Origin of the sequence: Enterobacter sp. MALB-1, assembly GCF_041021625.1 — a bacterium.
GTDB lineage: Bacteria > Pseudomonadota > Gammaproteobacteria > Enterobacterales > Enterobacteriaceae > Enterobacter > Enterobacter oligotrophicus.
Genome location: NZ_JBDPJL010000001.1, coordinates 1,797,140 through 1,816,800, shown reverse-complemented (window position 1 = coordinate 1,816,800; position 19,661 = coordinate 1,797,140). Strand labels below are relative to the sequence as shown.

Annotated in this window: 23 protein-coding genes and 1 pseudogene; 19 read left to right on the top strand and 5 right to left on the bottom strand. The window is 54.0% G+C overall.

Annotated elements, in window-relative coordinates; translation table 11 throughout:
* Window positions 1-52 precede the first annotated feature (52 nt).
* Both ABGB15_RS08635 and ABGB15_RS08630 read right to left on the bottom strand, forming a co-directional pair.
* A complete protein-coding gene (locus ABGB15_RS08635; protein WP_152081474.1) occupies window positions 53-772 on the bottom strand; it encodes an RNA polymerase sigma factor FliA in 720 nt (239 codons plus the stop codon).
* A gap of 163 nt (window positions 773-935) precedes the next feature.
* Window positions 936-2,252, bottom strand: coding sequence for a FliC/FljB family flagellin (locus ABGB15_RS08630; RefSeq protein ID WP_215722261.1), 1,317 nt, complete (start codon window positions 2,250-2,252; stop codon window positions 936-938).
* 269 nt (window positions 2,253-2,521) lie between these two features.
* Between ABGB15_RS08630 and fliD the strand changes: the two genes are divergently transcribed.
* The 4 genes from fliD to amyA all read left to right on the top strand — a co-directional run bounded on the left by fliD (window position 2,522) and on the right by amyA (window position 6,335).
* Complete coding sequence (gene fliD / locus ABGB15_RS08625) at window positions 2,522-3,937, top strand: flagellar filament capping protein FliD (RefSeq protein ID WP_215722262.1); 1,416 nt, start codon at window positions 2,522-2,524, stop codon at window positions 3,935-3,937.
* A 30-nt stretch (window positions 3,938-3,967) separates the two neighbouring features.
* The gene (gene fliS, locus ABGB15_RS08620; protein ID WP_215722263.1) at window positions 3,968-4,378 is read left to right on the top strand and encodes a flagellar export chaperone FliS; all 411 of its coding nucleotides are present in this window, start codon (window positions 3,968-3,970) and stop codon (window positions 4,376-4,378) included.
* Window positions 4,378-4,749 (top strand): flagella biosynthesis regulatory protein FliT, encoded by a 372-nt coding sequence (gene fliT / locus ABGB15_RS08615; protein ID WP_152081478.1) that lies wholly within the window; start codon window positions 4,378-4,380, stop codon window positions 4,747-4,749. Before fliS ends, fliT begins: the two co-directional genes overlap by 1 nt.
* Before the next feature lie 98 nt (window positions 4,750-4,847).
* The gene (amyA, locus tag ABGB15_RS08610) at window positions 4,848-6,335 is read left to right on the top strand and encodes an alpha-amylase (protein ID WP_215722264.1); all 1,488 of its coding nucleotides are present in this window, start codon (window positions 4,848-4,850) and stop codon (window positions 6,333-6,335) included.
* Window positions 6,336-6,375: 40 nt separating this feature from the next.
* On the opposite strand, the gene yedD is transcribed toward amyA, so the two are convergent.
* Both yedD and fliE read right to left on the bottom strand, forming a co-directional pair.
* Entirely contained in the window at window positions 6,376-6,789 is a 414-nt protein-coding gene (gene yedD, locus ABGB15_RS08605) for a lipoprotein YedD (protein ID WP_215722265.1), read from the bottom strand.
* A 74-nt stretch (window positions 6,790-6,863) separates the two neighbouring features.
* Window positions 6,864-7,178: a flagellar hook-basal body complex protein FliE gene (gene fliE, locus ABGB15_RS08600; RefSeq protein ID WP_152081481.1), complete on the bottom strand. Its 315-nt coding sequence runs from the start codon at window positions 7,176-7,178 to the stop codon at window positions 6,864-6,866.
* A 228-nt stretch (window positions 7,179-7,406) separates the two neighbouring features.
* Here fliE and fliF point away from each other — a divergent pair, with 228 nt between their 5' ends.
* From fliF to rcsA, 14 genes and pseudogenes are all read left to right on the top strand, one after another.
* Entirely contained in the window at window positions 7,407-9,095 is a 1,689-nt protein-coding gene (fliF, locus tag ABGB15_RS08595) for a flagellar basal-body MS-ring/collar protein FliF (protein WP_152081482.1), read from the top strand.
* Window positions 9,088-10,086 (top strand): flagellar motor switch protein FliG, encoded by a 999-nt coding sequence (gene fliG, locus ABGB15_RS08590; protein ID WP_152081483.1) that lies wholly within the window; start codon window positions 9,088-9,090, stop codon window positions 10,084-10,086. The genes fliF and fliG overlap by 8 nt, the downstream gene beginning before the upstream one ends.
* Window positions 10,079-10,786, top strand: coding sequence for a flagellar assembly protein FliH (fliH, locus tag ABGB15_RS08585; protein ID WP_152081484.1), 708 nt, complete (start codon window positions 10,079-10,081; stop codon window positions 10,784-10,786). Before fliG ends, fliH begins: the two co-directional genes overlap by 8 nt.
* The gene (gene fliI, locus ABGB15_RS08580) at window positions 10,786-12,156 is read left to right on the top strand and encodes a flagellar protein export ATPase FliI (protein ID WP_215722266.1); all 1,371 of its coding nucleotides are present in this window, start codon (window positions 10,786-10,788) and stop codon (window positions 12,154-12,156) included. The genes fliH and fliI overlap by 1 nt, the downstream gene beginning before the upstream one ends.
* Before the next feature lie 21 nt (window positions 12,157-12,177).
* A complete protein-coding gene (fliJ, locus tag ABGB15_RS08575) occupies window positions 12,178-12,621 on the top strand; it encodes a flagellar export protein FliJ (protein ID WP_152081486.1) in 444 nt (147 codons plus the stop codon).
* Window positions 12,618-13,847 (top strand): flagellar hook length control protein FliK, encoded by a 1,230-nt coding sequence (gene fliK / locus ABGB15_RS08570; RefSeq protein ID WP_215722267.1) that lies wholly within the window; start codon window positions 12,618-12,620, stop codon window positions 13,845-13,847. Before fliJ ends, fliK begins: the two co-directional genes overlap by 4 nt.
* Before the next feature lie 106 nt (window positions 13,848-13,953).
* The gene (fliL, locus tag ABGB15_RS08565) at window positions 13,954-14,424 is read left to right on the top strand and encodes a flagellar basal body-associated protein FliL (RefSeq protein WP_152081488.1); all 471 of its coding nucleotides are present in this window, start codon (window positions 13,954-13,956) and stop codon (window positions 14,422-14,424) included.
* A gap of 4 nt (window positions 14,425-14,428) precedes the next feature.
* The gene (gene fliM, locus ABGB15_RS08560; protein WP_152081489.1) at window positions 14,429-15,433 is read left to right on the top strand and encodes a flagellar motor switch protein FliM; all 1,005 of its coding nucleotides are present in this window, start codon (window positions 14,429-14,431) and stop codon (window positions 15,431-15,433) included.
* The gene (gene fliN, locus ABGB15_RS08555) at window positions 15,430-15,843 is read left to right on the top strand and encodes a flagellar motor switch protein FliN (RefSeq protein ID WP_101737389.1); all 414 of its coding nucleotides are present in this window, start codon (window positions 15,430-15,432) and stop codon (window positions 15,841-15,843) included. The genes fliM and fliN overlap by 4 nt, the downstream gene beginning before the upstream one ends.
* Before the next feature lie 2 nt (window positions 15,844-15,845).
* Window positions 15,846-16,220: a flagellar biosynthetic protein FliO gene (gene fliO, locus ABGB15_RS08550; protein ID WP_152081490.1), complete on the top strand. Its 375-nt coding sequence runs from the start codon at window positions 15,846-15,848 to the stop codon at window positions 16,218-16,220.
* On the top strand, window positions 16,220-16,957 hold the full coding sequence (gene fliP / locus ABGB15_RS08545) for a flagellar type III secretion system pore protein FliP (protein ID WP_152081491.1): 738 nt from the start codon (window positions 16,220-16,222) through the stop codon (window positions 16,955-16,957). Before fliO ends, fliP begins: the two co-directional genes overlap by 1 nt.
* A gap of 10 nt (window positions 16,958-16,967) precedes the next feature.
* Window positions 16,968-17,237 carry a flagellar biosynthesis protein FliQ gene (gene fliQ, locus ABGB15_RS08540; protein ID WP_003859587.1) on the top strand — a complete coding sequence of 90 codons (270 nt, stop codon included), beginning with the start codon at window positions 16,968-16,970 and terminating at the stop codon, window positions 17,235-17,237.
* A gap of 7 nt (window positions 17,238-17,244) precedes the next feature.
* A pseudogene (gene fliR, locus ABGB15_RS08535) lies at window positions 17,245-18,037 on the top strand (flagellar biosynthetic protein FliR); the annotation flags it as partial.
* Between the two features lie 289 nt (window positions 18,038-18,326).
* Window positions 18,327-18,950 (top strand): transcriptional regulator RcsA, encoded by a 624-nt coding sequence (gene rcsA / locus ABGB15_RS08530; RefSeq protein ID WP_152081493.1) that lies wholly within the window; start codon window positions 18,327-18,329, stop codon window positions 18,948-18,950.
* A 105-nt stretch (window positions 18,951-19,055) separates the two neighbouring features.
* Here rcsA and dsrB read toward each other — a convergent pair whose 3' ends face one another.
* On the bottom strand, window positions 19,056-19,244 hold the full coding sequence (gene dsrB, locus ABGB15_RS08525; protein ID WP_152081494.1) for a protein DsrB: 189 nt from the start codon (window positions 19,242-19,244) through the stop codon (window positions 19,056-19,058).
* A 128-nt stretch (window positions 19,245-19,372) separates the two neighbouring features.
* Between dsrB and yodD the strand changes: the two genes are divergently transcribed.
* Window positions 19,373-19,600, top strand: a complete 228-nt coding sequence (gene yodD / locus ABGB15_RS08520) for a YodD family peroxide/acid resistance protein (protein ID WP_152081495.1) — start codon at window positions 19,373-19,375, stop codon at window positions 19,598-19,600.
* Window positions 19,601-19,661 lie beyond the last annotated feature (61 nt).

The following is a 19,661-nucleotide window of genomic DNA, read 5'->3' as shown; positions in this document are numbered from 1 at the left end:
TAACTCCTGGTTGTCAATACGTTGTGCGGCATTTTTCAGGTGAATCAATCACCTATAACTTACCCAGTTTCGTGCGCAGGCGTTTAATGGCCTGACTGTGCAGCTGGCTAACCCGCGACTCCCCTACTTCCAGCACCGCACCAATCTCTTTGAGATTAAGTTCTTCCTGGTAATAGAGGGTCAACACCAGCTGTTCGCGTTCTGGTAGCGCTTCAATGGCTTCCATTACGCGCTGGCGTAAATTACCTTCCAGTAAATGGTGTAACGGGTTTTCTTGCTGATGCTCATCCGTCACCAGCTCGATACTATCGCCATGCTCTTCTCGCCACTCATCATAAGAGAAGAGTTGGCTATTATTGGTGTCGAGCAACATCTGACGATACTCTTCAACAGCGATCCCAAGACGCTCCGCTACTTCTGTTTCCGTCGCGTTGCGTCCCAGTTCCTGTTCCAGCTGCCCCATCGCATGCGCCACTTCGCGCGCGTTGCGGCGAACACTGCGCGGCACCCAGTCGCGGCTGCGCAGCTCGTCCAGCATCGCACCACGAATACGCTGAACTGCGTAAGTCGTAAATGCCGTTCCTTGCAGAGCGTCGTATCGGTCAACTGCATTCAATAACCCGATACCGCCCGCCTGTAGCAGATCGTCCAGTTCCACGCTCGCCGGCAAACGCACCTGGAGGCGCAATGCTTCGTGACGCACCAGCGGGACATAACGCTGCCACAGCGAGTGTTTATCCATTACACCTTCAGCGGTATAGAGTGAATTCACGATAAACAGCCCTGCATTAATTGAGTTATCGGCATGATTATCCGATTCTGCAGGGGTTTTAATCGGGTGAATAGTGGGTGAAATGAGGGGTTATTTAGGGGTTACAAATAATATAGAGAGGAAAAAAACCCCGCCGAAGCGGGGTTTGAGCTTATTCAGGCGATTAGCCCTGCAGCAGAGACAGAACCTGCTGAGGAACCTGGTTAGCTTTGGACAGCACGGAGTTACCGGCCTGCTGGATGATCTGCGCTTTAGACATGTTGGACACTTCGGTCGCATAGTCGGCGTCCTGAATACGGGACTGCGCTTCAGACAGGTTGGTGGTGGTGTTGTTCAGGTTGGTTACAGCAGAGCTCAGACGGTTCTGCACCGCACCCAGAGAAGAACGGAATTTATCGACAGACGCGATAGCTTTGTCCAGCAGAGCCAGTGGATCTGCGGTAGCAACACCTGTAAATTCAACATCAGGAACACCGTCTTTATCGGCATCAGTAGTACTGCTCATATCTACTGTTTCAGTTAAGTTGGTATTCGCAGTAGTATCATTAACAAGGGAACCAGTACTTAATTTATAGTTTTTGCCTTGTACTTGAGCATAAGCAGTTGTAGTACCCGCAGAATCCGAGCCAACTTTAACTGCAACACCAGTCAGGGTACCAGTACCACCATTCGCATCGGTATAATCGATATCAGCAGTGTTAAGCTTAACGTTTGCAGTAGCGGCAGTATCATCAACAGACACAGCGTAATTATCATTACCATAGCTAACAACATAAACGCCTGTGCTTGCACCCGCAGAAGTCTGAACGTTATGTAATGTCAAGTCGTCTTTGCTTACTGTGGTACCCAAAGAGCTTGACAGAGATGCAGCAACGGAGCTCAAATCTACATCAACCAAGGAGCCAGCTGCACCCATTTGGGTGATTGCATCACTAACTTTCAGTGAGTTTTTGGAAACAGCGAAACCACTTAATCCCAGGCTAGACGCATCAATTTTTTGAAGATCAATATTAATCGTCTGACCATCGTTCGCACCGACCTGAATAGACATAGTGCCATTTTTAGCCAGTACGTTTACACCGTTGAACTGAGTTTGAGCAGATACACGATCAATCTCGGAAAGACGGGATTTGATTTCGTCCTGGATTGAAGACAGGTCAGAATCAGAGTTAGTACCAGTAGTTGCCTGAACGGTCAATTCACGAACACGCTGCAGGTTGTTGTTGATTTCAGACAGTGCGCCTTCAGTGGTCTGCGCCAGAGAGATACCGTCGTTGGCGTTACGTGCAGCCTGAGTCAGACCTTTGATGTTAGACGTGAAGCGGTTAGCAATCGCCTGGCCCGCCGCATCATCTTTTGCGCTGTTGATACGCAGACCAGAAGACAGACGCTCGATTGAAGAAGACAGAGCAGACTGGTTCTTGTTGATGTTGTTCTGAGTGATCAGCGAGAGGCTGTTGGTATTAATGACTTGTGCCATGATTACGTTTCCTGTTGTTCATCAAATCTGTTTGGTTAGATTTGGGTTTCCACCCTTCGGCTTCATCGCCGTCAAAGGTGTTATCGTCTGGTCCAAAACAACCTTTAGATTTTTTTTCAGGATCTCGATAATTTTTTTAGCCACAGAAATACTCTTCTCTATTAGCGTTATTCCTGCCATTAAAAAAAAGAATTTAACCGTAAACTTTCCGCCATTAAAGCCGATAACCCCACTATTCGTTCTACGTGTCGATAGATTAAGGAATAAATATGGCAAGTATTTCATCATTGGGAATCGGTTCAGGGCTTCAATTAGCAGATATTCTGGACAGCCTGACAGCAGCTGAAAAAGCCCAGTTGACGCCGATTTCGAATCAGCAGTCATCTTATACCGCCAAGCTAAGCGCTTACGGCACGTTAAAAAGTTCGCTGGAAGCGTTCCAGACTGCAAATACCGCACTGAATAAAGCCGACCTGTTTACGGCAACCAGCACGGCAAGCAGCACCACGGCATTTAGCGCCACCACAACCGGCAGCGCGATTGCCGGGAAATATACTATCAGCGTGTCACAGCTGGCGCAGGCGCAAACGCTGACCACCAAAAACACCCAGACTGACAGCAAAACGGCGATTGCCACAACGGACAGCAAAATCACCTTTACGGCGGGTAATGGTAAAGATCCGGTTACGGTGGATATCAGCGCAGCGAACTCCTCGCTGTCTGGCATTCGCGATGCCATTAACAAAGCCGATGCCGGTGTGACCGCCAGTATTATTAACGTCGGTAATGGTCAGTATCGCCTGTCCATCACCGCCACCGAAACCGGTGCGGACAATGCCGTCAGCATCAGCGTAAGCGGTGACAGCGCCCTGCAATCCTTCATGGGTTACAACGGCACCAGCACCGATACCAGCAACGGCATGACCGAAAGCGTCACCGCGCAAAACGCGAAGCTGAAGGTGAACAACGTTGATATCGAAAACAGCAGCAACACCATCAGTGATGCGCTGGAAGATATCACCCTGAACCTGAATGACGTGACCACCGGCAACCAGACGCTGACGATCACCAAGGACACCTCTAAAGCCGAAACGGCGATGAAAGCCTGGGTGGATGCGTATAACACGCTTCAGGACAGCTTCGCGACATTAACAAAATATACCGCGGTTGATGCAGGTACGGACGCACAGGACGCCAGCAACGGTGCCCTGCTCGGCGACAGCACGTTGCGCACCATTCAGACGCAGTTGAAAACCATGCTGAGCAACACCGTCGGCGGTACAGCGTATAAAACGTTGTCGCAACTGGGCATTACCACTGACCCAAGTTCCGGCAAGCTGGAGCTGGACAGTACCAAACTTGAAAAAGCGCTGACCGATAATCCGGCAGCCGTAAAAGAGCTGGTTGTCGGTGACGGTAAAACCACCGGTATCACCACCAGCATGGCCACCAACCTGACCGACTGGCTTTCCAGCAAAGGCATTATTCAGGCGGCCAAAGACGGCGTCAGTAAAACGCTGAACAATCTGACGGATCAATACAACGCCGTGAGCGAACGTATTGATGCGACCGTGGCGCAGTACAAAGCCCAGTTTACTCAGCTGGACGTACTGATGACCTCACTGAACAACACCAGCAGCTATCTGACGCAGCAGTTCGAAAACACATCGTCCAGCAGCAAGTAGTAAACGCTAATCAGACCCGAGGGGGATAACATGTACGGCGCAAAAGGCACGCAAGCCTACGCAAAAATAGAGGTTGAAAGCGCGGTGATGAGCGCCAGCCAGCAGCAGCTGGTTATCATGCTATTTGATGGTGCCCTCAGCGCGCTGGTACGCGCGCGTCTGTTCTTGCAGGACGGCAATATCCCGGCAAAAGGGCAAGCGCTTTCGAAAGCCATCAATATTATCGAGAACGGGCTCAAAATTGGGCTGGTTGAAGAAAATGGGGATGAGCTGACACAAAACCTGATTGCCCTTTATGCCTATATGGTACGCCGACTCCTGCACGCCAACGTGAATAACGACGCCAGCGCCATCGAAGAGGTGGAAACCTTGCTGCGCAATATCGCTGACGGGTGGAAGGAGGTTGCCGGTACGCCACAACTGATTCAGGACGCCGTCTAATGAGTAATGCACCGCAACTCTATACCCTTTATCAGCAACTCCTTGAGCAGAGCCAGTTGATGTTGCGACTGGCTCGCCAGGGCTTATGGGATGACCTCATTACCTGTGAAACCGATTATGTCAATGCGGTGCACTCGCTGGCTCGTCTCACGCAGGAGATTGAACCTTCAGGCCAATTGCAGGAGCAGCTTCGTCCCACGCTGCGCGTGATCCTGGATAATGAAACCCAGGTGAAAGCGCTGCTGCAAACCCGAATGGACGAGCTGGCAAAGCTGGTAGGCCAATCGTCCATCCAGAAAACGGTTCTCTCCACCTATAGCAACCAGGGCGGCCATGTCCTGGTCCCGCAGAGCAATATCGATATAAATTAGCTTCTTACCTGGCGAACGAACATTACGCGCTTCGTTCGCCAGGCATTTCTGCAAAACCTGCTCCATACTTGAGTTTCGCGACCTCATGGAGATGGTGCATGCGCAATCCAACCTTACTGCAGTGCTTTCACTGGTATTACCCCGCAGGCGGTGAACTGTGGCGGGAAGTTACAGCTTTAGCCCCTAACCTCAACGAAATCGGCATTAATATGATCTGGCTGCCTCCCGCGTACAAAGGCGCATCGGGCGGTCATTCCGTCGGATATGACTCTTACGATCTGTTTGATCTCGGCGAGTTTGATCAGAAAGGCACCGTTGCCACCAAATACGGTGATAAAGCCCAGCTACTGGAAGCGATTGATGCCCTGAAAAGCAATCACATTGCAGTGCTGCTGGACGTCGTGGTGAATCATAAAATGGGGGCCGATGAGAAAGAGACAATTCGCGTGCAGCGGGTCAATGAGCAAGATCGCACACAAATCGAGGACGAGATCATCGAGTGTGAGGCCTGGACACGCTACACCTTCCCTGCCCGTGCCGGAGAGTATTCGGCATTCATCTGGGATTTTAAATGTTTCAGCGGCGTCGATCACATTGAAAACCCTGATGAAGACGGCATCTTTAAAATCGTCAACGACTATACCGGCGAAGGCTGGAACGATCAGGTCGATGATGAAATGGGTAATTTCGATTACCTGATGGGTGAGAACATCGACTTTCGCAATCACGCGGTAACCGAGGAGATTAAATACTGGGCGCGCTGGGTGATGGAACAAACGCGCTGCGACGGTTTTCGTCTGGATGCGGTAAAACACATTCCGGCCTGGTTTTATAAAGAGTGGATTGAGCACATACAGGAAGTTGCAGAACAACCGCTGTTCATTGTCGCGGAATACTGGTCGCATGAAGTGGATAAGCTGCAAAACTACATCGATCAGGTTGACGGCAAAACCATGTTGTTCGATGCGCCGCTGCAGATGAAGTTCCATGAAGCGTCGCGTCAGGGCCGCGACTACGACATGAGCCAGATATTTACCGGAACGCTGGTGGAAGCCGATCCGTTCCATGCGGTAACGCTGGTTGCCAACCATGACACCCAACCTTTGCAGGCGCTGGAAGCCCCTGTCGAGGCCTGGTTCAAACCGCTGGCCTATGCGCTGATCCTGCTACGGGAGAACGGAGTCCCAAGCGTGTTTTACCCCGATCTCTTCGGAGCCAGTTACGACGACACCGGCGGCGATGGCGAAACGTACCACATCGACATGCCCGTTATCGAGCAACTGCACGAGCTGATCCTGGCCCGTCAGCGCTTCGCCCACGGCGTTCAGACACTCTTTTTTGACCACCCGAACTGCATCGCGTTTAGCCGCAGCGGTACAGATGAGTCGCCAGGGTGCGTCGTGGTACTGTCGAATGGCGACGACGGGGAAAAGGTGATCTGCCTGGGTGAAAATTACGGCAACAAGACATGGCGTGATTTTCTCGGAAACCGGGAAGAGACGGTCACCACAGCAGCCGACGGCGAAGGGACGTTCTTCTGTAACGGCGGAAGTGTCAGCGTGTGGGTCATAGAGGATGTACTGTAGACAGGAGCCGGGTAGCGGCGAGCGCTACCCGGCAAAAACGTTAAGGCAGTTTACTCTCCAGCGGATTTTTGCTCAGGTAGTCAGCGCACTCCACGGTCGGGCGGTCAACTTTTTGCAGCGCCATCCCGTCGTATTCAAGCGTAGTCCCCTCGCGCTCAAGCGGATAGACATCGAGTTTACGGGTCACGTTATAGTAGCTGTCCGAACGCAGCATAATCTTACCCGGCACGGCCACCACGCGCTGCCACTGACGGCAATCCAGCGTATCACCCTCTTCCGTCACCACCAGCGTGGCGATTGCTTCCGGGCTTACCATACGGCTTTGCGGTCCTTTTGACTGCCAGTATCCGGCCAGATTTGACGGCACCGGATGCTTAATGACGGCCTGATAGTTATCAACCTGAACGCATCCGGTCAAGGCCAGCAGCACGCCAGCAATTGCTATTTTTTTCATCATGTTTCCTGCATGCGAAGAAAAAAATATTGTGGCATTAAAGCGGTAAGGCTGCCAGCGTAAGATCCGCCGTTTTAGACCTGCATGCCCATCACTTCCTGGTACGCCGACACCAGCTTATTACGCACCTGAAGCCCCATCTGCAGGGAAACCGACGCTTTTTGCAGATCGGCCATTACGTCGTTCAGCGCCACGCCCGGTTCACCAAGGGTAAATTTTTCCGCCTGAGTACGCGCCGCAGTCTGTTTTTCGCTAATACGGTCAAGCGCGGCGTTCAGTTGCCCCGCAAAGCTGATGGTCGGCTGTTCGTCCATCACGTTCTGATTACGGGCCGTCATCGCCGTTGCCTGCAACTGACTGATGACCCCTTCAATGCCCTGTATAGCCATGACTTTCCCCTGGATGGTTTTTTACGCGGTCAAGACTAACAGCTTGTCAATAAGATAATGGCGGTAAATAGCATGAAAAAACCAGGTTATTTGACGCATAGAAAATTCTGAATCATCAAATAATGGCAGGGCCATCACTATGGAACTTTTGTCGTGTTTGCCGACCCGGGAGTCAGTTTTGTTTCTCTACACGAATAACGTAAACCACCAGGATTTAAGAGGTGCGCAATGAGTGCGACAGCAGCATCGACAGCGCCACAAAATAAATCACTCGAGTGGATGAACCGCCTTCGCGCGAACCCTAAAATCCCGCTGATCGTGGCAGGTGCCGCCGCCATTGCGATCCTTGTAGCGATGGTCCTGTGGGCAAAAAGCCCTGATTACCGCACGCTTTACAGTAACCTTTCCGATCAGGATGGCGGTGCCATCGTCACCCAACTCACACAGATGAACATCCCGTATCGCTTCGCCGATAACGGCGGTGCGCTTGAAGTTCCAGCAGATAAAGTTCATGAGCTGCGCCTGCGCCTGGCGCAACAGGGTCTGCCAAAAGGTGGCGCGGTGGGCTTTGAACTGCTGGATCAAGAAAAATTCGGTATCAGCCAGTTCAGCGAGCAGGTTAACTACCAGCGTGCACTGGAAGGCGAGCTGGCCCGTACCATTGAAACCTTAGGCCCGGTCAAGAGTGCCCGCGTGCACCTGGCGATGCCTAAACCGTCTCTGTTTGTTCGTGAACAAAAATCGCCTTCGGCCTCAGTGACCGTCAATCTCGAACCGGGTCGTGCGCTTGACGAAGGGCAAATCAGTGCCGTTACGCATCTGGTGTCCAGTGCGGTCGCCGGTTTACCGCCGGGTAACGTAACGCTGGTCGATCAGAGCGGACATCTGCTGACACAAAACAACAGCGCAGGCCGTGATCTGAATGATGCTCAGTTAAAATATGCTGCTGATGTGGAAGGCCGCCTGCAGCGTCGTATCGAAGCGATCCTCGGCCCGGTAGTGGGCAACAGCAACGTTCACGCTCAGGTTACCGCGCAGATTGACTTCGCCAATAAAGAACAGACTGAAGAGCAGTACAGCCCGAACGGTAATCCGTCTCAGGCCGTGATGCGCTCCCGCCAGATCAATGAGAACGAACAGGTGGGAGGCCCTTATCCTGGAGGTGTTCCGGGTGCGCTCTCGAACCAACCGGCTCCGGCTAACGCTGCGCCTATCACCACGCCTGCTGCCAACCAAAACCAGCAGAATGGCCAGCAAAATAATCAGCAGACGACGTCAACGGCGAATAACGGCGTGCCACGTAACAGCAGCCGCAACGAAACCACGAACTACGAAGTTGACCGTACTATCCGCCACACGAAACTGAACGTGGGCGATATTCAGCGCCTCTCTGTTGCCGTCGTGGTGAATTACAAAACGTTGCCGGATGGTAAACCGCTGCCGCTGACCGCCGAGCAGATGAAACAGATCGAAGACCTGACCCGCGAAGCGATGGGCTATTCCGAAAAACGTGGCGATACCCTCAACGTGGTGAACTCGCCGTTCAACTCGGTTGATGAAACGGGTGGCGAACTGCCGTTCTGGCAACAGCAGGCGTTTATCGACCAGCTGATGTCCGCAGGCCGTTGGTTACTGGTGCTGATTGTCGCGTGGCTGCTGTGGCGTAAGGGCATTCGCCCGCAGCTCCAGCGCCGTGCTGAAGCAGAGAAAGCCGCGCTGGAGCAATTGAATGCGCGTGAAGATGTCGAAGAAGCCGTTGAAGTTCGCCTCAGTAAAGACGAACAAATGCAGCAGCGCCGAGCTAACCAGCGCATGGGCGCTGAGGTTATGAGCCAGCGTATTCGCGAAATGTCAGATAACGATCCGCGCGTCGTTGCGCTGGTCATCCGCAGCTGGATGGGTAACGAACATGAGTAATACGCTTACAGGTACTGAAAAAAGCGTCATCCTGCTGATGACCATTGGCGAAGACCGTGCGGCAGAGGTGTTTAAACACCTCTCCCAGCGGGAAGTACAAATCCTCAGTGCGGCGATGGCGAGCGTGCGTCAGATCTCCAATAAACAGCTGACCGACGTACTGGCTGAGTTTGAGCAGGAAGCCGAACAGTTTGCCGCGCTCAACGTCAACGCCAACGAATATCTGCGCTCCGTGCTGGTCAAGGCGCTGGGCGAAGAACGTGCCGCCAGCCTGCTGGAAGATATTCTGGAAACCCGCGATACCGCCAGCGGTATCGAGACGCTCAACTTTATGGAGCCGCAGAGTGCCGCCGACCTTATTCGCGACGAGCACCCGCAGATTATCGCCACCATTCTGGTACACCTCAAACGGGGCCAGGCGGCCGATATTCTGGCGCTGTTCGAAGAGCGTCTGCGTCACGATGTAATGCTGCGTATTGCCACCTTTGGCGGTGTCCAGCCAGCCGCGCTGGCGGAACTGACCGAAGTGCTGAACAACCTGCTCGACGGCCAGAACCTCAAGCGCAGCAAAATGGGCGGCGTGAGAACGGCGGCCGAGATCATCAACCTGATGAAAACGCAGCAGGAAGAAGCGGTTATCACGGCGGTTCGCGAGTTCGACGGCGAACTGGCGCAGAAAATTATCGACGAGATGTTCCTGTTCGAAAACCTGGTCGAAGTGGACGATCGCAGCATCCAGCGCCTGCTCCAGGAAGTGGACTCCGAATCGCTGCTTATCGCCCTCAAAGGTGCCGAACAGCCACTGCGCGAGAAATTCCTGCGCAACATGTCTCAGCGTGCGGCAGATATCCTGCGCGACGACCTTGCCAACCGCGGCCCGGTCCGTCTGTCTCAGGTGGAAAACGAACAGAAAGCGATCCTGCTTATTGTTCGTCGTCTGGCGGAAACCGGCGAGATGGTGATTGGCAGCGGAGACGACACCTATGTCTGATGAGCTGTCGTGGAAACGCTGGACGCCCGACGATCTGGCCCCTCCTCTCTCGGAATTCACGCCTGCCATGATGTCGCCCGAAACGGGCGACTCAGACACTGACGAGCCTTCGCTGAGCGAAGAGGAGCAACGAGCCCAGATGCTGGCACAGCTGCAAATGCAGGCGCATGAGCAGGGTTTTAATGCAGGGCTGAATGAAGGCCGCCAGAAAGGACAGGAACAGGGTTATCAGGAGGGTCTGGCAAAAGGTTTAGAGCAAGGCATTGAACAGGCGCGTCAGCAGCAGGCACCGCTTCACGCCCGCATGCAGCAACTGGTCAGCGAATTCCAGCACACGCTGGACGCGCTGGACAGCGTGATTGCCTCACGCCTGATGCAAATGGCGCTGGAAGCAGCCCGTCAGGTGATCGGCCAGACGCCCGTGGTGGATAACGCCGCACTCATCAAACAGATCCAGGGGCTGCTCCAGCAGGAGCCGCTGTTCAGCGGAAAACCGCAGTTGCGCGTTCACCCTGATGATTTACAGCGCGTTGAAGAGAGCCTCGGTGCAACCCTCAGCCTGCACGGCTGGCGGCTGCGCGGCGACCCGTCGCTGCATCACGGCGGCTGCAAAGTCTCTGCCGATGAAGGCGATCTCGATGCCAGCGTTGCCACCCGCTGGCAGGAACTGTGCCGCCTGGCGGCACCGGGAGTCATCTGATGACCGCTCGCCTCACCCGCTGGCTCAATACGCTTGATAATTTTGAAGCGAAGATGGCGCAACTGCCCTCTGTGCGTCGTTACGGTCGGCTAACCCGCGCGACCGGTCTGGTGCTGGAAGCAACGGGCCTGCAGCTTCCGCTGGGTGCCACCTGCGTGATAGAGCGCCAGGACCGGCTGGAAACGCGCGAAGTGGAAAGCGAAGTGGTCGGTTTCAACGGCCAGCGCCTGTTCCTGATGCCGCTTGAGGAAGTCGAAGGCATTCTGCCCGGCGCGCGCGTTTACGCGAAAAATAATTCCGGCGATGGTTTGCAAAGTGGCAAACAGTTGCCGCTGGGCCCGGCGCTGCTGGGGCGCGTGCTGGACGGAAGCGGCAAACCGCTCGACGGTCTGCCCTCCCCGGACACCACCGAAACCGGCGCGCTGATTACTCAGCCGTTTAACCCGTTGCAACGTACCCCTATCGAGCATGTGCTGGATACCGGCGTGCGTCCGATTAATGCCCTGCTGACCGTTGGGCGTGGGCAACGTATGGGCCTGTTTGCAGGTTCCGGCGTGGGGAAATCCGTCCTTCTCGGCATGATGGCGCGCTATACCCAGGCGGATGTGATTGTCGTCGGTCTGATCGGCGAACGTGGCCGCGAAGTAAAAGATTTCATCGAAAACATTCTGGGTGCGGAAGGCCGTGCCCGCTCGGTGGTCATCGCCGCACCTGCTGACGTATCGCCGCTGCTGCGTATGCAGGGTGCCGCATACGCTACCCGTATCGCCGAAGATTTCCGCGACCGTGGCCAGCATGTGTTGCTGATCATGGACTCCCTGACCCGTTACGCGATGGCACAGCGTGAAATCGCGCTGGCTATCGGCGAGCCACCGGCGACCAAAGGCTACCCGCCTTCTGTCTTCGCCAAACTGCCCGCCCTGGTTGAACGCGCCGGAAACGGCATTAGCGGCGGTGGCTCCATCACGGCGTTTTATACGGTACTGACCGAAGGCGATGACCAGCAAGACCCGATTGCCGACTCCGCGCGTGCAATCCTCGACGGTCATATTGTGTTATCGCGCCGTCTGGCCGAAGCCGGGCACTATCCGGCCATTGATATCGAAGCCTCAATCAGCCGCGCCATGACGGCACTGATCACCGAGAAGCACTACGCCCGCGTGCGTAACTTCAAACAACTGCTCTCCAGCTTCCAGCGTAACCGCGATCTGGTGAGCGTTGGGGCGTATGCCAAAGGCAGCGACCCAATGCTCGACAAAGCGATTTCCCTGTGGCCGCAGCTGGAGGCGTTTTTGCAACAAGGCATTTTTGAACGCGCCGACTGGGAAGACTCAATTCAGGCTCTGGAACTGATTTTCCCGCAGGTGTAACACAGGTGGAGGGCGAAGGTCATGGCGCAAAACAGCGCGTTATCAACGCTAAAAGATCTGGCTGAAAAAGAAGTTGATGATGCCGCATTGCAGCTTGGCGCAATGCGACGCGGATGTCAGCAGGCTGAAGAACAGTTGAAGATGTTAATCGACTATCAGCATGAATATCGCACCAACCTTAATACCGATATGACAAAGGGCATTGGCAGCCAGCGCTGGATTAACTATCAGCAGTTTATCCAGACGCTGGAAAAGGCGATAGAGCAGCATCGCCAGCAGCTAAACCAGTGGACTGAAAAAGTCGATAACGCGCTGAATTTCTGGCGCGAGAAAAAACAGCGGCTGCAGGCCTGGCAAACGTTACAGGACCGGCAGGTAGCCGCGACAACCCTGGCGGAAAACCGCCTGGATCAGAAAAAAATGGATGAGTTTGCCCAGCGCGCATCAATGAGGAAACCGGAATGATCACACTGCAACAACTGCTGATGACCGACAGTGACCTGTCAGGCAGCACGCAGACGGGGAAAGGCACCGAGGGTGCACAAGATTTTCTCTCCCTGCTGGCGGGCGCGCTGACCGACGCCACTGGTCAGGGCAAGGATGCGCCGCTGACCCTGGCTGACCTGAAAGCCGCCGGAAGTAAGCTGGCGAAAGCGGCGCAGAAGGAAGATGGCGAGGCCACACTGCAGGCAAAAATTGCCGACCTGCTTTCGCGTCAGGATACCCTGACCGGCAATGACGCTGCGCAAACCAATGCGCTGCAGACGCTGATTTCCGGATTGGTCCCGACGACACACAGCGACGCCCTGAAATCATTGACCGGCGCAGCACCCCAGGATGAGCGTAAAACCGAGCTGAATGAAGAAGAGCTGGCAGGCTTAAGCGCACTGATGGCGATGCTGCCACACCAGCAGACCGCCACCGCGATGACGCCACAGGCCAGCGGCATTGATGGTGTGAGCACCAAAGCACTTGCAACGTCGACGCTGGCACAGACCGGCATCGGTCAACAGCCTGCGACGCTGAACAATACTGCCGGGCATGAAAAAGCGCAGTCTCCCTATCAGGCACTGACGCCAGACGATTCACAACCGGTTACAGCCTCCGTCACACCTGCCGTGGCGGTGGTTGCTGAGAAGCAGGATATTGCAAGTAACGCCTCATCCACGACGCCGACCTCAACACTGGCTCCGATTGTCAGCAGCCAGGCGACAGCACAGCCTGCCGCAACCGTGGCTACCGCGCCAGTGCTGAGCCAGCCGCTCGGAACCAGCGAATGGCAGCAGACGCTGAGCCAGCACATCACGCTATTCACTAAGCAAGGGCAACAAACAGCGGAACTGCGTCTGCACCCGGAAGATCTGGGTCAGGTGCAAATTTCGCTCAAGCTGGATGATAACCAGGCCCAGCTGCAGATGGTTTCTCCACACAGCCATGTGCGCGCCGCGCTGGAAGCGGCTCTGCCGATACTGCGCACTCAGCTTGCTGAAAATGGCATTCAGCTATCGCAAAGCAGCGTCAGCAGTGAGAGCTTCGCCGGGCAGCAGCAGTCATCTTCTCAGCAGCAACAGCAGGCGTCGCGTTCCGGTCAGCATGGCGGCTTTAATGAAGAGAGCGACGAGTTATTGCCGACGCCTGCCGCACTGCAATCTGCCGCACGTGGCAACAGTGCCGTAGACATCTTCGCCTAAACGCCAGAGGTAACGTGATTATCTCCGTCTTTTCCACGCTTTGACCTAAGCCGGACACGGGATAATCACCTTATTAAGCTGTACCGAAACAGGAAGCTCGTATCAGATGACTGACTCCGCTATCACCAAAAAAAGTAAGCGTTCCATCTGGGTTCCGCTGCTGGTGTTGATCACGCTCGCCGCCTGCGCTACTGCGGGCTATAGTTACTGGCGTATGCAGCAGGAACCGGCCGCCACGGCGGCCAACGCAGAACCCCCACCACCACCGGCTCCGGTATTCTTTCCACTGGATACGTTCACCGTTAACCTGGGTGATGCGGATCGTGTGCTGTACGTGGGGATTACGCTGCGCCTGAAAGACGAAGCAACCCGTTCTCGTCTGAACGATTATCTTCCTGAAGTGCGTAGCCGTTTACTGCTGCTGTTCTCTCGTCAGGATGCCTCGACGCTTGCCACCGATGAAGGCAAGCAAAAGCTGGTCGACGCCATTAAACAGACGCTGGCGACACCGCTGGTAAACGGCCAACCTAAGCAGGAAGTCACTGACGTTCTGTATACAGCCTTCATACTGCGGTAACGACATGGGCGACAGTATTCTTTCTCAGGCAGAAATCGATGCGCTGCTTAACGGCGACAGCGATAAGAGTGATGATCCGCAACCGGGTATTGGCGGCGATAGTGATATTCGTCCCTATGACCCGAATACCCAGCGTCGCGTGGTACGTGAACGTCTGCAGGCGCTGGAGATCATTAACGAACGTTTTGCGCGTCAGTTCCGTATGGGGCTGTTTAACCTGCTGCGTCGTAGCCCGGATATCACGGTCGGTGCGATCCGCATTCAGCCGTATCATGAGTTTGCCCGCAACCTGCCGGTGCCAACCAACCTTAACCTGATCCATCTGAAACCGCTGCGCGGCACCGGGCTGGTGGTGTTTTCGCCGAGCCTGGTGTTCATTGCGGTTGATAACCTGTTCGGTGGCGATGGCCGTTTCCCGACCAAAGTGGAAGGCCGTGAATTTACCCATACCGAGCAGCGCGTCATTAACCGCATGCTGAAGCTGGCGCTGGAATCCTACAGCGACGCGTGGAAAGCGATTAACCCGCTGGAAGTGGAGTACGTCCGTTCCGAGATGCAGGTGAAGTTCACCAACATCACCACCTCGCCGAACGATATCGTGGTGAACACGCCGTTCCACGTAGAGATTGGTAACCTGACCGGTGAGTTCAATATCTGCCTGCCGTTCAGCATGATTGAACCGCTGCGCGAGCTGCTGGTGAACCCGCCGCTGGAGAACTCACGTCATGAAGATCAGAACTGGCGTGAAAACCTGGTACGTCAGGTGCAGCACTCTCAGCTGGAGCTGGTGGCGAATTTTGCCGACATCTCCATGCGGTTATCCCAGATCCTGAAATTACAACCCGGCGATGTTCTGCCGATAGACAAACCCGACCGCATTATTGCCCATGTGGATGGCGTACCCGTGCTGACAAGCCAGTACGGCACGATAAACGGTCAGTATGCGTTACGCGTTGAGCACTTGATCAACCCGATATTGAATTCGCTGAATGAGGAACAGCCCAAATGAGTGACATGAACAATCCGTCCGATGAAAACAGCGGAGCACTGGACGATCTGTGGGCTGACGCATTAAACGAGCAAAAAACCACCCCGAGCAAAAGCGCGGCAGATGCGGTATTCCAGCAGCTAGGCGGCGGCGACGTCAGCGGCACGCTGCAGGACATCGATCTGATTATGGATATCCCGGTCAAGCTGACCGTTGAACTGGGTCGCACCCGCATGACCATTAAAGAGCTGCTGCGCCTGACGCAGGGTTCTGTGGTGGCGCTTGACGGCCTGGCCGGTGAGCCGCTGGATATCCTGATCAACGGTTATCTGATTGCGCAGGGTGAAGTCGTGGTCGTGGCCGACAAATATGGCGTGCGTATCACCGACATCATCACGCCGTCTGAACGTATGCGTCGCCTGAGCCGTTAAGCATGAAAACCCAGGCAACAATATCCCAACCCTCCGCAGTACCGGGTTCGCCGCTGCTCCAGGTGAGCGGTGCTCTGTTCGGTATTATTGCCTTTATTCTGATCGCCGCCTGGCTGGCAAAGCGCTTTGGTCTGGCGGGTAAAACCGCCGGTGCGCGTGGCCTGAAGGTCAGCGCCAGTACCTCACTGGGGCCGCGCGAGCGCGTGGTCATCGTTGATGTGGAAGATGCGCGTCTGGTGCTGGGCGTGACGGCTTCACATATCAACGTATTACATACATTGCCGCCTGCGCCTGAAACTGCGGACGCCAGCGCCGACACACCCGCGGATTTTCAGTCCGTTATGAAGAGTTTGCTTAAGCGTTCCGGGAGATCCTGATGCGCCGTTTGTTATCCCTTACGCTTGCGGGCCTGGCCCTGTTTGCTCCCGCCGTCTATGCGCAACTGCCTGGCCTGGTTTCAACGCCACTGGCAGGTGGCGGGCAAAGCTGGTCGCTTCCGGTTCAGACGCTGGTTTTCATCACCTCCCTGACGTTTATTCCGGCGATCCTGCTGATGATGACCAGCTTCACCCGCATCATCATTGTGTTTGGTCTGCTGCGTAATGCATTAGGCACACCGTCGGCACCGCCAAACCAGGTGCTGCTTGGCCTGGCTCTGTTTTTGACTTTTTTCATTATGTCGCCGGTTATTGACAAGATTTATACCGACGCGTACCAGCCATTCAGCGAAGACAAAATTTCCATGCAGGATGCACTGGAAAAAGGCGCTCAACCTCTGCGTGAATTTATGCTGCGTCAGACGCGTGAAGCGGATCTGGCCCTGTTTGCCCGCCTGTCCAATACCGGTGAGTTACAGGGGCCGGAAGCGGTGCCGATGCGCATTCTGCTGCCTGCGTATGTCACCAGCGAGCTGAAAACCGCGTTCCAGATTGGCTTTACCATTTTTATCCCGTTCCTGATTATCGACCTGGTGATCGCAAGCGTCCTGATGGCACTCGGTATGATGATGGTGCCCCCTGCAACCATTGCCCTCCCCTTTAAGATCATGCTTTTTGTTCTGGTCGATGGCTGGCAGTTGCTGGTCAGTTCGCTGGCGCAGAGTTTCTACAGTTGAGGAGCGCGTAATGACGCCAGAATCGGTCATGATGATGGGCACGGAAGCGATGAAAGTGGCCATTGCCGTCGCCGCGCCCCTGTTACTTGTTGCGCTCGTCACCGGCCTGATTATCAGTATCCTGCAGGCCGCCACGCAAATTAACGAAATGACGCTGTCATTTATTCCGAAGATCATCGCCGTGTTCGTGGCGATTATCGTCGCCGGGCCGTGGATGCTCAATTTGCTGCTGGACTACATGCGCAACCTGTTTACCAATCTGCCGTACATCATCGGCTGATATCACGATGCTGCATTTCACCAGCGACCAGTGGGTTCAGTGGCTTGGCGTCTACTTCTGGCCGATGCTGCGCATTATGGCGCTCATCTCAACCGCGCCGATTCTCAGTGAAAAAACCGTCCCTAAACGCGTCAAAGTGGGGCTGGGCATCATCATCACGATTATTGTTGCGCCCTCACTGCCGCCGGTTGATATCCCCATTTTTTCCCCTAACGCCGTGTGGGTTGCCCTGCAGCAGGTGATGATTGGCGTCGCGGTCGGGTTTACCATGCAGCTGGCTTTTGCTGCCGTGCGTACTGCGGGCGAACTGATCGGCCTGCAGATGGGTTTATCTTTTGCGACCTTCGTCGACCCCGGCAGCCATCTCAACATGCCGGTACTGGCGCGTATTATCGATCTGCTGGCGATGCTGCTGTTTCTCTCGTTCAATGGCCACCTGTGGCTGATCTCAATGCTGGTAGACACCTTCCATACCCTGCCAATTGGAGAGAACCCGGTGAACAGTAACGCATTTCTGGCCCTCGTCCGTGCAGCCGGGCTTATATTCCTCAACGGACTGATGCTGGCGCTGCCGATCATCACTCTGCTGCTGACCGTTAACCTGTCATTAGGTTTACTGAACAGAATGGCACCACAGTTATCGGTATTTGTTATCGGTTTTCCGGTGACGCTGACGGTCGGACTTTTATTAATGTCATTGCTAATGCCACTTATCGCCCCCTTCTGCGAACATTTATTCAGCGAGATATTCAATCTCTTAGCAGATATTGTTAGCGAATTACCACGCAAATAATAATCCGCAATCTTTACGGTGTCTTTCTGAGGATATTCCTAAAATAAAAATCGAAAAACATCTTCCAGGATATATCTGACGCGGTTTAATTGTTTCTAACCACCTCACAATACTTAATATTTACTTTACTTTAAGATGATTCCTGGCAAATTATACGTAACTTTACGGGATAGTGAGTTCGCCTGAAAGTCTTTGTCATGCTCACAGGTTTTATTACGTTTTTCCATCCCGTATGGCTGTTTATGAGCTCTCAGGCAGATGGTGAATTATCGTTACGCATTGAGTGAGGGTATGCCATGTCAACGATCATTATGGATTTATGCAGCTACACCCGGCTAGGGTTAACCGGGTACTTAGCAAGCAGAGGGGTAAGAAAGAGAGACATCAACGATGCACACACCGTTGACGAACTTGCAGCCGCTTGTGATGAACACAAGCCCGGCGTGGTGTTTATTAATGAGGACTGTTTCATTCACGATCCAGCCAACAGTCAGCACATTAAGCAGATCATTAATCAGCATCCTAAAACCCTGTTTATTGTTTTTATGGCGATCGCGAATATCCATTTCGATGAATATTTGTTGGTCCGTAAAAATTTATTGATCAGTTCTAAGTCGATTAAACCAGAGTCGCTGGATGACATCCTGGGTGATTATTTGAATAAAGAAGTGAAGAATGTAGGGGCGGTTAACTTACCCACCCTATCATTAAGCAGAACTGAATCAAGTATGTTACGAATGTGGATGGCTGGGCAAGGGACAATTCAGATCTCTGACCAGATGAATATCAAAGCAAAAACCGTTTCATCACACAAAGGAAATATTAAGAGGAAGATTAAAACGCATAATAAGCAAGTGATCTATCACGTCGTTCGCCTGACTGATAATGTGACAAATGGAATTTTCGTCAATATGCGCTAGTGTGCCTCACTGCTGTCGTACCCTACCTTGATCTCTGGCCTGGCCAGAGATTTTTGCTTTTACAGCAGCAGAAGTCGGGTACGCTGAACGCCACCCGACCACCTGCTATTCTGCCGTTTCCACAAAGATACCATCCGGGTGACCCAGTTCATTGAAGAACCAGATGCCGAGCGGGTAGTCGTCCAGTGACACCAGGTACATCGTGCCTTCATTAAACTCTTCTATTGCCAGCACCACACCGGGGCGGCGCGGTCCACCGTCCGTTTTGACAGTTACCCGATCGTTGACCTTCATACATTCCTCCTGTGGTTTTGAGCCAGTGTAGAACAAAACGCATTTCCTGGCATCGACGTCGGGTTCGAATGGCGTTTTTGTGTGCGGTCTATACTTAAAAACGGACACGGTTAAATGAGGACCCCGTAATGAAGACCGATAAAGAGTACAGCGACACCATCAAACGCGACGTGGAAGTGGATGTTGATGCCCTGCTCGCCGCTATCAATGAGATCAGCGAATCTGAGGTTCGTCGCACGGACGATGGTTCCGACAGAGTGATTGTGAACGGCAGGGATTACCACACCTACCGTGAGCTGGCCGAGGCCTTCGAGCTCGATATCCATGACTTTAGCGTGTCTGAAGCGAACCGTTGAGGCGAAAAAAATCCCGGTCATGGGGATGGCCGGGATGAAACTTGCTTATGCAAGAAGCACT